Annotated in this window: 15 protein-coding genes; 12 read left to right on the top strand and 3 right to left on the bottom strand. The window is 58.5% G+C overall.

Features of this window, described 5'->3' with window-relative positions; translation table 11 throughout:
- Positions 1-23: 23 nt before the first annotated feature.
- On the bottom strand, positions 24-1,709 hold the full coding sequence (locus FFB58_RS07310) for an aspartate:alanine antiporter (protein ID WP_039029554.1): 1,686 nt from the start codon (positions 1,707-1,709) through the stop codon (positions 24-26).
- 272 nt (positions 1,710-1,981) lie between these two features.
- Between FFB58_RS07310 and FFB58_RS07305 the strand changes: the two genes are divergently transcribed.
- Positions 1,982-2,371: an inner membrane protein YbjM gene (locus FFB58_RS07305; protein WP_039029553.1), complete on the top strand. Its 390-nt coding sequence runs from the start codon at positions 1,982-1,984 to the stop codon at positions 2,369-2,371.
- 13 nt (positions 2,372-2,384) lie between these two features.
- Here FFB58_RS07305 and FFB58_RS07300 read toward each other — a convergent pair whose 3' ends face one another.
- Complete coding sequence (locus tag FFB58_RS07300; RefSeq protein ID WP_138369484.1) at positions 2,385-2,654, bottom strand: GrxA family glutaredoxin; 270 nt, start codon at positions 2,652-2,654, stop codon at positions 2,385-2,387.
- A gap of 180 nt (positions 2,655-2,834) precedes the next feature.
- On the opposite strand from FFB58_RS07300, the gene nfsA reads away from it, so the two are divergent.
- The 11 genes from nfsA (at position 2,835) to FFB58_RS07245 (ending at position 13,560) form a co-directional block, all read left to right on the top strand.
- Positions 2,835-3,557, top strand: coding sequence for an oxygen-insensitive NADPH nitroreductase (gene nfsA / locus FFB58_RS07295; RefSeq protein ID WP_138369483.1), 723 nt, complete (start codon positions 2,835-2,837; stop codon positions 3,555-3,557).
- Positions 3,558-3,629: 72 nt separating this feature from the next.
- Positions 3,630-4,532 carry a 30S ribosomal protein S6--L-glutamate ligase gene (gene rimK, locus FFB58_RS07290; RefSeq protein WP_138369482.1) on the top strand — a complete coding sequence of 301 codons (903 nt, stop codon included), beginning with the start codon at positions 3,630-3,632 and terminating at the stop codon, positions 4,530-4,532.
- A gap of 61 nt (positions 4,533-4,593) precedes the next feature.
- Positions 4,594-5,070, top strand: a complete 477-nt coding sequence (locus FFB58_RS07285) for a YbjN domain-containing protein (RefSeq protein ID WP_138369481.1) — start codon at positions 4,594-4,596, stop codon at positions 5,068-5,070.
- Positions 5,071-5,419: 349 nt separating this feature from the next.
- Entirely contained in the window at positions 5,420-6,532 is a 1,113-nt protein-coding gene (potF, locus tag FFB58_RS07280) for a spermidine/putrescine ABC transporter substrate-binding protein PotF (protein ID WP_039029548.1), read from the top strand.
- Positions 6,533-6,628: 96 nt separating this feature from the next.
- Entirely contained in the window at positions 6,629-7,762 is a 1,134-nt protein-coding gene (gene potG / locus FFB58_RS07275; protein WP_039029547.1) for a putrescine ABC transporter ATP-binding subunit PotG, read from the top strand.
- Positions 7,763-7,771: 9 nt separating this feature from the next.
- Positions 7,772-8,722 carry a putrescine ABC transporter permease PotH gene (potH, locus tag FFB58_RS07270; protein WP_138369480.1) on the top strand — a complete coding sequence of 317 codons (951 nt, stop codon included), beginning with the start codon at positions 7,772-7,774 and terminating at the stop codon, positions 8,720-8,722.
- A complete protein-coding gene (potI, locus tag FFB58_RS07265) occupies positions 8,719-9,564 on the top strand; it encodes a putrescine ABC transporter permease PotI (protein ID WP_138369479.1) in 846 nt (281 codons plus the stop codon). The genes potH and potI overlap by 4 nt, the downstream gene beginning before the upstream one ends.
- 58 nt (positions 9,565-9,622) lie before the next feature.
- The gene (locus tag FFB58_RS07260; RefSeq protein ID WP_138369478.1) at positions 9,623-10,111 is read left to right on the top strand and encodes a YbjO family protein; all 489 of its coding nucleotides are present in this window, start codon (positions 9,623-9,625) and stop codon (positions 10,109-10,111) included.
- A gap of 40 nt (positions 10,112-10,151) precedes the next feature.
- Positions 10,152-11,279, top strand: a complete 1,128-nt coding sequence (rlmC, locus tag FFB58_RS07255) for a 23S rRNA (uracil(747)-C(5))-methyltransferase RlmC (protein WP_138369477.1) — start codon at positions 10,152-10,154, stop codon at positions 11,277-11,279.
- A 137-nt stretch (positions 11,280-11,416) separates the two neighbouring features.
- The gene (locus FFB58_RS07250) at positions 11,417-12,109 is read left to right on the top strand and encodes a response regulator transcription factor (protein ID WP_138369476.1); all 693 of its coding nucleotides are present in this window, start codon (positions 11,417-11,419) and stop codon (positions 12,107-12,109) included.
- Positions 12,106-13,560: an ATP-binding protein gene (locus FFB58_RS07245; RefSeq protein ID WP_138369475.1), complete on the top strand. Its 1,455-nt coding sequence runs from the start codon at positions 12,106-12,108 to the stop codon at positions 13,558-13,560. Before FFB58_RS07250 ends, FFB58_RS07245 begins: the two co-directional genes overlap by 4 nt.
- A gap of 139 nt (positions 13,561-13,699) precedes the next feature.
- Here the strand turns inward: FFB58_RS07245 and artJ are convergent, their stop codons facing one another.
- Positions 13,700-14,431 carry an arginine ABC transporter substrate-binding protein ArtJ gene (gene artJ, locus FFB58_RS07240; protein ID WP_039029637.1) on the bottom strand — a complete coding sequence of 244 codons (732 nt, stop codon included), beginning with the start codon at positions 14,429-14,431 and terminating at the stop codon, positions 13,700-13,702.
- Between the last annotated feature and the right edge of the window lie 16 nt (positions 14,432-14,447).

Below are 14,447 nucleotides of genomic sequence, written 5' to 3'. Positions count from 1 at the left end.
TTTCGCCATTGCGCAAATTTTTTTTATCCCAGCCCCGGCCAGATGATGATGATTAGCGTCCCCGCGAGGGTTAACAGCACGTTAGCGATAGCATAGGTGCCAGCATACCCCAGCGCGGGAATGTTGCTCCGCGCGGTATCGCTGATGATTTCCATCGCCGGGGCGCAGGTACGGGCCCCCATCATCGCGCCAAACAGCATGGCGCGGTTCATGCGCAGCACATAGGCGCCGAACAGGAAACAGATAACCACTGGCACCAGGCTGACGATCAACCCGGCCACCAGCATCTGCCAGCCTACCGCGCCCAGGCTGTGGCCAATGCCGCTGCCCGCGCTTAAGCCGACGCCCGCCATAAACACCATCAGGCCGAACTCTTTCACCATATTCAGCGCGCCCTGAGGGATATAGCCGAAGGTCGGATGGTTAGCACGCAGGAAGCCGAGCATGATCCCGGCAAACAGCAGACCGGCAGCGTTGCCGATACCAAAGCTAAAGTTGCTGAACTGGAAGGTGATCATCCCAATCATCAGGCCGACGATAAAGAAGGCGCAGAAGGCGAGCAGATCGGTCACCTGGCTGTGAATGGAGATAAAGCCGATGCGGTCGGCAACGGTCTTCACGCGGCGCGTGTCGCCGCTCACCTGCAGCACATCGCCTTTGTTCAGGACGATGTTGTCATCGATAGGCATCTCAATCTGGCTGCGGATCACCCGGTTAAGGAAGCAGCCGTGGTCGGTCAGCTTAAGCTGTGCCAGGCGGCGGCCAACGGCGTTGTGGTTTTTAACCACGATCTCTTCGGTGACGATGCGCATGTCGAGCAGGTCGCGGTCGAACACCTCTTTGCCGTTACGGAAGCTGGGGTCGAGACGGGCGTGGGCATCCGGGTAGCCGACCAGGGCGATGTCGTCGCCCATCTGCAGCACCGCGTCGCCGTCCGGGTTTGCCAGAATGCCGTTGCGGCGGATGCGTTCGATATAGCAGCCGGTCTGGCGATAAATGCCCAGCTCGCGCAGGTTTTTGCCGTCCGCCCAGGCTACCAGCTCCGGGCCGACGCGGTAGGCGCGGATCACCGGCAGGTAGACTTTGCGTTTGCTGTCGGTATCGAGACCGCGCTCGCGGGCGATTTGCTGGGCGCTGGTCTGCAGATCCTGATGCTGCAGTTTAGGCAGATAGCGTGCGCCGACGATCAGGCTCACAAGGCCGATCAGATAGGTCAGGGCATAGCCGAGGCTGAGGTGATCCAGCGCCAGGGAGAGCTGGGCGTTATCCAGGCCGAGATGACGTAACGTATCCCCCGCGCCAACCAGCACCGGCGTGGAGGTCATCGAACCGGCCAGCATCCCCGCCGTCAGGCCGATATCCCAGCCAAACAGTTTGCCTAAGCCTAAGGCGATCAGCAGGGCGCTGCCGACCATCACCAGCGCCAGCATCAGGTAATTTTTGCCGTCGCGGAAGAAAATAGAAAAAAAGTTGGGGCCAGCTTCAACACCGACGCAAAAAATAAACAGCATAAAGCCTAAATTAAGCGCATCAGTGTTAATACTGAAATGCTGCTGGCCTAATAATAATGAGACGACTAAAACGCCAATAGAATTACCCAGTTGGATTGACCCCAGGCGTAATTTACCCAGGCAGAGGCCCAATGCCAGCACCACAAATAACAGCAGGATGTAATTGCCGTTTAACAATTCTGCGACGTTTATGTTCACGAAGGATAACTTCTTGTTTACCAGTAAGTGGTTGAAGGGACAGGTGATTTAGGCTACTGTTTGCCCAGCGTTGAGGAGCGCCTGGCTCCTGACCGCACACTATAATATATATCGCAAAATAATACCAAACTATTACTTTATTTATAACAGACAGCAACATCTGACAGCGATTGCGTTTCGACGCGCCGTTCGGGCAGGGAATGCCATATAACTCATCTGACTGTGTGTCCATCGGACGATAAATGAATTTGCCCGCGAAGTAGGGGGACGATTTGAATATTAAACGTAATTGGTTTGGGGTGGCCTGCTGTTTTTTGCTTTTTACCGGCGTATGCGTCTGCCTGAGGTTTAACGTCAGAGGGGCATTTATTGCCGCCGGGCGTCCTGAGCTGGGATTATTGTTCTTTACCCTGCCGGGCGCTGCCGCCAGCTTTCTTTCCCGTGGAGGGGAGGTCATCCGCCCGCTGGTGGGGGCGATGCTCGCCGCGCCAATCTGTCTGGTGGTGCTGCGCCTGCTGTTTATCCCGTCGCGCACGATAGTGCAGGAGATGGCCTGGTTGCTGAGTGGAATTTTCTGGTGTGCGTTGGGGGCGTTGTTCTTTATGTTTGTGCGTCGGGCGCTGGAGAACCGCCGCCTGAGACTAAAAGCGCCCTCAGAGTGAGGGCGCGAAAGGCTTACTGGGCAGCGAACAGCCCCAGGTGCTCTTTGGCGTAGGCTTCAAAATCGGTAAAGCCGCCGATGTGGTTCTGATCGAGGAAGATCTGCGGTACGGTTTCAACCGGCTTACCGACGGTTTTTTCCAGATCGGCTTTAGTGATGCCTTCCGCATGAATGTCCACGTAGCGGTAGTTAAAGTCTTCACGCTCGGCGGTCAGTTTTTCTGCCAGATCTTTTGCGCGCACGCAGTATGGGCAACCCGGACGTCCAAAAATTACTGCAAACATGTTCTCTCTCCTGAAACTAAGCCAGACGGCGAATGACGCTATATTGCCGATAACTATCGGTAATGAAAAGCAGGTTCTGCCTCTCAGATTGATATCTTCAGGCTATGTTTGGCCAATTACAGCCTTCGGTTCTTTGCCTATACTGGCGATATTGTCAGTAACGCCCAACAGAGAGACCGCATGACGCCAGTAATTGATCTTCTTCGTTCCCACCGCTCCATTCGCCACTTTACCGACCAACCCATCAGCGATGCCCAGCGCGAGGCGATTATTGCCGGTGCGCAGGGAACCTCCAGCTCCAGCTTCCTGCAGTGCAGCTCCATCATCCGCATTACCGACCCGGCGATGCGCGAACAGCTGGTGACCCTCACCGGCGGGCAGAAGCACGTGGCCCAGGCGGCGGAGTTCTGGGTGTTCTGCGCCGACTTTAACCGCCATCTGCAAATTTGCCCTGAGGCGCAGCTCGGCCTTGCTGAGCAACTGCTGCTGGGGGTGGTGGATACCGCAATGCTGGCGCAAAACGCCATGACGGCGGCAGAGTCGCTGGGGCTGGGTGGGGTTTACATTGGCGGCATCCGTAACAGCATTGAGGCGGTGACCGAGCTGCTGCAACTGCCGAAACACGTTCTGCCGCTGTTTGGCCTGTGCCTGGGCTGGCCCGCGGATAACCCGGACGTTAAGCCGCGCCTGCCTGCGGCGATGGTGGTGCATGAAAACCACTACCAGCCTGTGGACCCGGAGGTGCTGGCGGAGTACGACGAAGAGCTGGCGAATTACTACCTCAGCCGAGCCACCAACAACCGTCGCGACACCTGGAGCGACCATATCCGTCGCACCATCATCAAAGAGAATCGTCCGTTTATTCTCGACTATTTGCACAAACAGGGCTGGGCTACGCGATAAGTCCATTCATCCCGCGCCTGCCTGCGTGTATGATACGCAGGCTTTTACCAGGTAATGTCTGAGAGGTGCAGGGTGAAAATTGCCATATTGTCCCGGGATGGAACGCTCTGGTCGTGTAAACGCCTGCGTGAAGCGGCGCAGCAGCGCGGCCATCTGGTGGAAATCCTCGATCCGCTGTCCTGCTATATGAATATCAGCCCGGCGGCATCTTCAATTCACTATAAAGGGCGCCAGCTGCCGCATTTCGACGCGGTTATTCCGCGCATTGGCTCGGCAATCACCTTTTACGGCACCGCCGCGCTGCGCCAGTTTGAGCTGCTCGGCAGCTATCCCCTGAATGAATCCGTGGCGATCACCCGGGCGCGCGACAAACTGCGCTCCCTGCAACTGCTGGCCCGCCAGGGGATCGACCTGCCAATCACCGGCATTGCCCACTCCCCCGATGACACGCACGATCTGATTGAGATGGTCGGCGGCGCGCCTTTGGTGGTCAAGCTGGTTGAGGGCACCCAGGGGATTGGGGTGGTGCTGGCCGAAACCCGCCAGGCGGCAGAGAGCGTGGTGGATGCGTTTCGCGGTCTGAATGCGCACATTCTGGTGCAGGAGTACATCCAGGAGGCGAAAGGGCGCGATATTCGCTGCCTGGTGGTGGGCGATGAAGTAGTCGCCGCCATCGAGCGTCAGGCGAAAGAGGGCGATTTTCGTTCAAACCTGCATCGGGGCGGGGTTGCCCGCGTAGCGGAGATCACCCCGCGCGAGCGTGAGATGGCCCTGCTGGCCGCCAGAACGCTGGGGCTCGACGTTGCCGGGGTCGATATCCTGCGCGCCGACCGTGGGCCGCTGGTGATGGAAGTGAACGCCTCGCCAGGGCTGGAAGGCATTGAGAAAACCACCGGGATTGATATCGCCGGGAAGATGATCGGCTGGATTGAACGCCATGCCACGCCGGAGTTTTGCCTGAAAACGGGCGGATAACTGGCCTGCAGCGCATTGATGCCTGGGCCAGGCACTATTTTTTTAAAGGGGTTCCACCGTTATGGATTCACTCGTAGTACCGACACTTGATACGTTACGCCAGTGGCTGGATAACATGGGCGTCAGCTTTTTTGAATGCGACACCTGCCAGGCGCTGCATCTGCCGCATATGCAAAACTTTGACGGCGTGTTCGATGCCAAGCTCGATCTGATCAATGATGTCATTCTTTTTTCCGCGCTGGCAGAGGTCAAACCCTCGGCGCTGCTGGCGTTAGCATCGGATTTGTCCGCCATCAATGCCAGTTCTTTGACGGTGAAGGCATTTCTCGATATACAGGATGATAATCTGCCAAAGCTGGTGGTTTGCCAGTCTTTCTCCGCATCCGTAGGGCTGACCTTCCCGCAGTTCGCGGCCTTTATCCAGCAGAGCGAAGAGCAGATATCGATGGTGATGCTTGAAGCCAGCGCCCATCATCTGCTCTACAACGCGGAAGAGGGCGCAGAGCCGCCTGAATCGGCGGGCAATTTTCTGCACTAAACCTGTCTGACATTTAGGCAGTCGCTGTCGTGGCGGCTGCATAACACCCTCTTTTCTGCTGGATTTAACCTTTCTTTAAAGAATTATTCACCGCCATCCCGCCAATTCGGCTTATCACATAGATACTTCTTGCATAAAAAATTGTTAAAAGGCGTTTTTTAATCTGAGCTATAGCTACGGAGACAAGCTACAGTTTATTCTTGCGATGCCGTTAAACGCGAGCAGATACAGCCACCTGAGTAACATCTTCTGCTGCTGGCGGAGTGATAAATCATGCACGTTTCTTGCATAGACTAAGAGTGTTCATTTTTGGTGCGTTTGTTAACGCGCTTTCAGAAGGATTAACGCTATGATCGCTTTAAATAAAAAATGGTTATCGGGTCTGGTTGCGGGCGCGCTGATGGCGGTCTCCGCAGGTACGCTGGCGGCAGAGCAAAAAACGCTGCATATCTACAACTGGTCTGATTATATTGCCCCGGACACGGTGGCCAATTTTGAAAAAGAGACCGGGATTAAAGTCGTCTATGACGTCTTCGATTCTAACGAAGTTCTGGAAGGCAAACTGATGGCGGGCAGCACCGGCTTTGACCTGGTCGTGCCTTCAGCCAGCTTCCTGGAACGTCAACTCTCCGCCGGCGTGTTCCAGCCGCTGGATAAAAGCAAACTGCCGGACTGGAAAAACCTCGATCCTGAGCTGCTGAAGCTTATCGCGAAACACGACCCGGACAACAAATACGCCATGCCGTATATGTGGGCCACCACCGGTATCGGCTATAACGTCGAAAAAGTGAAGCAGGTGCTGGGTGCCGATGCGCCGGTCAACAGCTGGGATCTGGTGCTGAAGCCAGAGAATCTGGAAAAACTGAAAAGCTGCGGCGTGTCGTTCCTCGATGCTCCGGAAGAGATTTTTGCCACCGTGCTGAACTACCTCGGCAAAGATCCGAACAGCACCAAAGCGGATGATTACACCGGCCCGGCCACCGATCTGCTGCTGAAGCTGCGTCCAAATATCCGTTACTTCCACTCCTCCCAGTACATCAACGACCTGGCGAACGGCGATATCTGCGTCGCTATCGGCTGGGCAGGGGACGTGTGGCAGGCGGCTAACCGCGCTAAAGAAGCGAAAAACGGCGTAAATATCGCCTATTCAATCCCGAAAGAGGGGGCGATGGCCTTCTTCGACGTCTTCGCCATGCCGGCTGATGCGAAAAACAAAGACGAAGCCTATCAGTTCCTGAACTATCTCCTGCGTCCGGAGGTTATCGCCCACATCTCTGACCACGTCTTCTATGCCAACGGCAACAAAGAGGCCACCAAACTGGTCAGCGCCGAAGTGCGTGATAATCCGGGCATCTACCCACCGGCTGACGTGCGCGCCAAGATGTTTACCCTGAGCGTGCAGGAGCCGAAGATCGACCGCGTGCGTACCCGCGCGTGGACCAAAGTGAAAAGCGGTAAATAACCGTTTGTCCCAGGCCGGGAAAGCCCAGCGCCCCCGGCAACAGGCGCACCGTTCTGGTGCGCCTGCACCATTTTGATTGATGCCGGAGAGCACCCCGTGAACGACGCGATCCCCCGCCCGCAGGCGAAAACCCGTAAAGCGCTGACCCCGCTGCTGGAAATCCGTAACCTGACCAAATCATTCGACGGTCAGAACGCCGTGGATGATGTCAGCCTGACTATCTACAAAGGTGAAATTTTTGCTCTGCTTGGCGCATCCGGTTGCGGGAAATCGACGTTGCTGCGCATGCTCGCCGGGTTTGAACAGCCCAGCGCCGGGCAGATCGTGCTGGACGGCGTTGACCTCTCCCGGGTGCCGCCGTATCAGCGCCCGATCAATATGATGTTCCAGTCTTACGCCCTGTTCCCGCACATGACCGTGGAGCAGAACATCGCCTTTGGCCTGAAGCAGGACAAACTGCCAAAAGCAGAAATCACCGCCCGCGTGGCCGAAATGCTGAGCCTGGTGCACATGCAGGAGTTTGCGAAGCGTAAGCCGCATCAGCTCTCCGGCGGTCAGCGTCAGCGCGTGGCCCTGGCCCGCAGCCTGGCGAAGCGGCCAAAACTGCTCCTGCTCGATGAGCCGATGGGGGCGCTGGATAAAAAACTGCGCGACCGTATGCAGCTGGAAGTGGTGGATATTCTCGAGCGCGTGGGCGTGACCTGCGTGATGGTGACCCACGACCAGGAAGAGGCGATGACCATGGCCGGTCGTATTGCCATCATGAACCGCGGCAAGTTCGTGCAGATTGGCGAGCCGGAAGAGATCTACGAGCACCCGACCACCCGCTACAGCGCCGAATTTATCGGCTCCATGAACGTCTTCGAAGGGCTGCTGAAAACGCGTGAGGAAGACGGGCTGGTGCTCGACTCCCCGGGGCTTATCCACCCGCTGAAAGTGGCGGTGGATAACTCGGTGGTGGATAACGTGCCGGTCTACGTGGCGCTGCGTCCGGAAAAAATTACCCTGTGCGATGCCCCGCCCGCCGATGGCTACAACTTTGCCGTGGGGGAGGTGGTGCATATCGCCTACCTGGGCGATCTCTCCATCTACCACGTCCGCCTGAAGAGCGGCCAGATGATCAGCGCCCAGCTGCAGAACACGTATCGCTACCGCAAAGGGCTGCCGACCTGGGGTGACGAGGTGCGTCTGTGCTGGGAAGCCGATAGCTGCGTTGTGCTGACGGTATAAGGAAGGGCCATGAACAAACCTGAACCTGCGACCCGCGCTGCGGCGGGCATTGATACCAGCTGGCTGACCCGCCTTCAGATGGCCCACGGCCGCAAGCTGGTCATCGCTATGCCGTATCTGTGGCTGATCCTGCTGTTCCTGCTGCCGTTCCTGATTGTGTTCAAAATCAGCCTGGCGGAGATGGCGCGGGCGATCCCGCCTTACACCGATCTGGTGGAGTGGGCGGACAGCCAGCTGGCGATCACCCTCAACCTGGGCAATTTCCTGCAGCTGACCGACGATCCGCTCTACTTCGACGCCTATCTGCAGTCGTTGCAGGTGGCGGCCGTCTCGACACTCTGCTGTCTGCTGCTGGCCTATCCGCTGGCGTGGGCGGTGGCCCACAGCAAACCCTCAACGCGTAACATCCTGCTGCTGCTGGTAATTCTACCCTCGTGGACCTCGTTCCTGATCCGCGTCTATGCCTGGATGGGGATCCTGAAGAACAACGGCGTGCTGAATAACGTCCTGATGTGGCTGGGGGTTATCGATCAGCCCTTGACCATCCTGCACACCAACCTGGCGGTCTATATCGGGATTGTGTACGCCTATCTGCCGTTTATGGTGCTGCCGATCTACACCGCCCTGACGCGCATCGACTATTCGCTGGTGGAAGCGGCGCTGGATCTCGGCGCCCGTCCGCTGAAAACCTTCTTCAGCGTCATTGTGCCGCTGACCAAAGGCGGAATTATCGCCGGGTCGATGCTGGTGTTCATTCCGGCGGTGGGGGAGTTCGTGATCCCGGAACTGCTCGGCGGCCCGGACAGCATCATGATTGGCCGCGTGCTATGGCAGGAGTTCTTCAATAACCGCGACTGGCCGGTGGCCTCGGCGGTGGCGATTGTGATGTTGCTGCTGCTGATCGTGCCGATCATGTGGTTCCACAAGTATCAGCAGAAACAGATGGGAGACCACGGATGAACAACTTACCGGTAGTGCGCTCTCCGTGGCGGATCCTGATCCTGGTGCTCGGCTTTACGTTCCTGTATGCGCCGATGCTGATGCTGGTGATCTACTCCTTCAACAGCTCCAAGCTGGTGACGGTGTGGGCGGGCTGGTCAACGCGCTGGTACGGCGAGCTGTTCCACGACCAGGCGATGATGAGCGCCGTGGGGTTAAGCCTGACCATTGCCGCCTGCGCGGCGACGATGGCGGCCATTCTCGGCACCATTGCCGCAGTGGTGATGGTGCGTTTTGGTCGTTTTCGCGGGGCCAACGGCTTTGCCTTTATGATCACCGCGCCGCTGGTAATGCCGGACGTGATCACCGGCCTGTCGCTGCTGCTGCTGTTTGTGGCGATGGGGCACGCCATTGGCTGGCCGTCCGATCGCGGCATGCTCACCATCTGGCTGGCCCACGTCACCTTCTGTACCGCCTATGTGGCGGTGGTGATCTCCTCGCGTCTGCGCGAGCTGGATCACTCCATTGAAGAGGCGGCAATGGATCTCGGGGCGACGCCGCTGAAGGTGTTTTTCATCATCACCCTGCCGATGATCATGCCGGCGGTGATCTCCGGCTGGCTGCTGGCGTTTACCCTGTCGCTGGACGATCTGGTGATCGCCAGCTTCGTCTCCGGCCCGGGGGCCACCACGCTGCCGATGCTGGTCTTTTCCAGCGTGCGCATGGGGGTCAACCCGGAGATCAACGCCCTGGCGACGCTGATTCTCGGCGTGGTCGGCATCATCGGCATGATCGCCTGGTATCTGATGGCGCGGTCTGAAAAACAGCGTCAGCGCGATATCCAGCGTGCAAGACGCGGCTGAAGCTCCTAAAATCTGCAGAGAAGCGTAATTGGATGCCGCGTTAACGCGGCATCGTTTCATGGAAGACATCACGTTGGGATTTTTCACGAAAACTAGCCGGTCACATGCCCGTCTGAACGTTCCTGCCCTGGTGCAGGTGGCGGCGCTCGCCATTATCATGATCCGCTGCCTCGATGTATTTATGATTTTCAACACTTTGGGCATGCGCGGGCTGAGCGAGTTTATCCACCGCAGCGTGCAGACGTGGAACCTGACCCTGGTCTTTTTCGCCAGCCTGATGCTGGTGTTTATCGAAATCTACTGCGCCTTTTCGCTGGTCAAAGGGCGTAACTGGGCGCGGATCCTCTATCTGCTGACCCAGATTGTCGCCACCGGCTACCTGTGGGCCGCGTCGCTGGGTTACGGCTATCCCGAGCTGTTCAGCATTCCCGGCGAGTCCAGAGGCGAGATCTTCCGCACCCTGGTGATGCAAAAACTGCCCGACCTGCTGGTGCTCGGCCTGCTGTTTGTGCCTGCGGCCAGCCGACGGTTTTTCAATCTGCAATAACGTGTATAATCGCTGCCCCCAGACGTATTAAGGTTTCGTTATGCAGTGCGCACTCTATGACGCCGGTCGCTGTCGCTCCTGTCAGTGGATTGAACAGCCGGTCTCTTCTCAGCTTTCCGCCAAAATGGCCGACCTCCGGACCTTGCTGTCCGGAATGCCGGTGGCGGAGTGGTGCGCGCCGGTCAGCGGGCCGGAGCAGGCGTTTCGCAATAAAGCCAAAATGGTGGTCAGCGGCAGCGTCGAAAAACCGCTGTTTGGCATGCTGCACCGGGACGGTACTCCTGTCGATCTCACCGACTGCCCGCTCTATCCGGCCTCGTTTGCCCCCATCTTTGCCGTCCTGAAACCCTTTATCGCCCGCGCGGGTCTTACGCCCTACAACGTCGAACGTAAGCGCGGCGAGCTGAAATACCTGCTGCTCACCGAGAGCCAGCTTGATGGCGGGATGATGCTGCGCTTCGTCCTGCGCTCAGAGGCCAAACTGCCCCAGCTCCGCGCGGCCCTGCCGTGGCTGCAACAGCAGTTGCCGCAGCTGAAGGTGATCGCTGCCAATATTCAGCCGGTGCATATGGCGATTATGGAAGGCGAGGAGGAGATCTTCCTCACCGACGCCCAGGCGCTGGCGGAGCGTTTTAACGACGTGCCGCTGTGGATCCGCCCGAAGAGCTTCTTCCAGACCAACCCGACCGTCGCCAGCCAGCTGTACGCCACGGCGCGCGACTGGGTGCGTCAGTTACCGGTTAACCATATGTGGGATCTCTTCTGCGGCGTCGGCGGCTTTGGTCTGCACTGCGCCACCCCGCAGATGCAGCTTACCGGGATCGAAATCTCCGCCGAGGCGATCGCCTGCGCCACCCAGTCGGCCACAGAGCTGGGGTTAACGAATTTGCACTTCCAGGCGCTCGACTCCACGCAGTTCGCCACCGGGCAGGGCAGCGTACCGGAGCTGGTGCTGGTCAACCCGCCGCGTCGCGGCATCGGCAAGGCGCTGTGCGACTACCTGAGCCAGATGGCGCCGCAGTTTATTATCTACTCCAGCTGCAATGCCCGGACGATGGCGAAAGACATTGGCGATCTGCCCGGTTATCGGGTTGAACGGGTGCAGCTGTTCGATATGTTCCCGCATACTGCCCACTATGAAGTGTTGAGTCTGCTGGTTAAGTTCTGAGGGGTGTATTCCCTCTCCCCTATGGGGAGAGGGTTAAGGTGAGGGGATCAGCGCGCACAATGTTAAACAAAATGTGAACGTTTCCCGCCGTAGAAATCAGGTAAGCTTTAGCTGTTAAGATTCAATAAGGCTGACCGATGAAGCAGATCCTGCTGGTAGAAGATGACGGCGATATCGCCGCGTTACTGCGTCTCAATTTAGAAGACGAAGGTTACGTGATTACCCACGAGGCGGACGGGGGCAGGGCGCAGCACCTGCTCGGACAATCCCACTGGGACGCGGTGATCCTCGATCTGATGCTGCCCAACGTTGACGGGCTGACCCTCTGCCGGGCGATCCGCGCCCGGGACCACTATCTGCCGGTGATTATCATCAGCGCCCGCAGCAGCGAAACCGAGCGCATTCTGGGCCTCGAAACCGGGGCCGATGACTATCTGGCGAAACCCTTCTCGGTGCAGGAGCTGGTGGCGCGCATCAGGGCGCTGTTCCGCCGTCAGCAGGCGATGGGGCAGCAAACCTCCGGGCTTATCAACGCTCACGGGCTGATCATCGACCCGCTGGCCCGCAGCGTGCTGCTGCGTGGCGAGGTGGTTGACCTCACGCCACGGGAATTCGATCTCCTCTACTTTTTCGCCCGTCATCCCGGGGAGGTTTTCTCCCGCCTGGCCCTGCTTGAGCAGGTGTGGGGATACCAGCACGAAGGGTACGAGCACACCGTCAACACCCACATCAATCGCCTGCGGGTAAAAATTGAGAAAGACGCCGCCGAGCCGGAGATCATCCGCACCGTCTGGGGAAAAGGCTATCTGTTTGCGGAACGTCCGCTATGATCCGCCGCCTCACTCTGCTGTTTATTCTTCTGCTGACGGGCTGTGCGGCGGTGGCCTGCGCGGTCCAGCTCTGGACCAGCATGCAGTACGGCAACGCCATGGTGCAGCGCCTCTCCGGCGGGCTGGCACAGCATATCGCCCAGCGGGAAACGCTGCTGGATGCCAACGGCCAGGTCGACCGCACCCGGCTCAAGCCGCTGTTTGACCGCCTGATGACTTACAACCCGAGCGTGGAGCTCTACGTCCTCTCCCCGGACGGGCAGATCCTCGCCGATGCCGCGCCGCCGGGGCACATCAAACGGCAGAAGCTCGCCGTTGCGCCGGTACAGCAGTTCCTGAGCGGCGGGATGATGCCGGTCTACGGGGACGATCCGCGCAGCCTGACCGGGGAGAAGGTCTTCAGCGCCGTGCCGCTGCATCAGGACGGCGTGCTGCGCGGCTATCTGTATATCGTTTTGCAGGGTGAAGAGCTGAACGCTCTGGCGGAGCAGGCGTGGCAGAAAACGCTCTGGAGCACGGTGCTCTGGTCGCTGCTGCTGGTGGCGCTCTTCGGCGCGCTGGCGGGCGGCCTGGTCTGGTACTGGGTGACACGGCCCGTGAAGCAGTTAACCGACGAGGTGAGCGGCCTGGATCGCGAAAGTATGCACGTCATCAAGCAGCTCGCCACCCAGCCCCTGCAGGCCGCGCCCTCTGACGAAGTGGCCCTGCTGCGCAATACCTTTATCGAGCTGGCGCAGCAGATTGCCAGCCAGTGGGATCAGCTGGCCGACAGCGACCGGCAGCGCCGGGAGTTTATCGCCAATATCTCCCACGATCTGCGCACCCCGCTGACCTCACTGCTGGGGTATCTGGAAACCCTGTCGCTGAAATCCGGCACCCTGTCCGCGCAGGAGACGCAGCACTATCTCTCCATTGCCCTGCGTCAGGGCCATAAGGTTCGCCATCTGTCGCAGCAGCTGTTTGAGCTGGCGCGCCTTGAGCACGGCAGCATCAAGCCTCAGCGCGAACGCTTTGCCATTGGGGAGCTTATCTCCGACGTGGCGCAAAAGTTTGACCTGGCGGTGGAGACGCGCCAGCTTCGGCTGCATATCGACGTGCCGCGCCAGCTGCCGATGATCAATGCCGATCTGTCGATGATCGAACGGGTGGTCACCAATCTGCTGGATAACGCGATTCGCCATACGCCGCCGGGGGGCGAAATCGGGCTTAAAGTGTGGCTGGAGGGTGAGCAGTTGCAGGTTGAGGTCAACGACAGTGGGCCGGGGGTGGATGAACACCTGCGCGATGGGCTCTTTATGCGGCCGTCAGCGCTGAGCCAGCAGGCCTCGCGGGATAATCGCGGCGGGCTGGGGCTGTTGATTGTCAAAAGAATGCTGGAGCTACACGGCGGGGGGATCAGGCTGATGGAGGCGGCGAAAGGGGCGCGTTTTCGCTTCTATGTGCCGCTTTGAGTAATGCCGGGTGGCGCTACGCTTACCCGGCCTACAAAACCGCACCGTACCTAGGCCGGGTAAGGCGTAGCCGCCACCCGGCATCAGACCGCACAGTCTGTAGGCCCGGTAAGGCGTAGCCGCCACCCGGCAATCAATCTTACTGCGGGAACCACTGGTCGCTGATTTTCTGATACGTGCCGTCGGCTTTAATCGCTTTCAGTGCGCCGTTCAGTTTCTCCACCAGGGCTTTATTGTCCGGACGAACCGCGATGCCCAGACCGGTGCCGAAGTACTGCGGATCGGTCACTTTATCGGTAGCGGTACCCAGCTGCGGGTTGGTTTTCAGCCACTCGTTCACCACCGCGGTGTCACCGAATACGCCGTCGATACGGCCATTTTTCAGGTCGATAATTGCGTTCTGGTAGCTGTCATAGGCCACGGTTTTCACTTCCGGGTGCTTATCCTGCAGGTATTTCTGGTGCGTGGTGCCGTTTTCCATGCCGATGCGCTTGCCTTTCAGCTGCTCAAAGGAGGTGTACTGGCCTTTTTTGGCGATCACCACCGCAGAGTTGGCGTAGTATGGTTCGGTAAAGGCAACCTGCTTGCTACGCTCCGGAGTGATGTCCATGCCGGAGATCACCGCGTCATATTTTTTGAATTTCAGGGCCGGGATCAGGCTGTCAAAGGCGTGGTTAGTAAAGGTGCACTCGGCCTGCATCTGGGTACAGAGCGCTTTTGCCAGGTCGATATCAAAACCGACGATCTGGTTGCTGGCATCCAGCGATTCAAACGGTGGATACGTCGCAGAAACACCGAAGCTGATCTTATCGGCGGCAGAGGCGCCAGCGGCGAAGGTAGCGAGTAAAGCGGCCAGAACTAACTTTTTCATCATGAAGCTCCCGTCT

The sequence above is a fragment of the Enterobacter sp. MF024 genome (assembly GCF_005843915.1).
GTDB classification, from domain to species: domain Bacteria; phylum Pseudomonadota; class Gammaproteobacteria; order Enterobacterales; family Enterobacteriaceae; genus Enterobacter; species Enterobacter barmai.
Note: the sequence above shows the minus strand (reverse complement) of the source record. Positions and strands in the feature narration are given on the sequence as shown.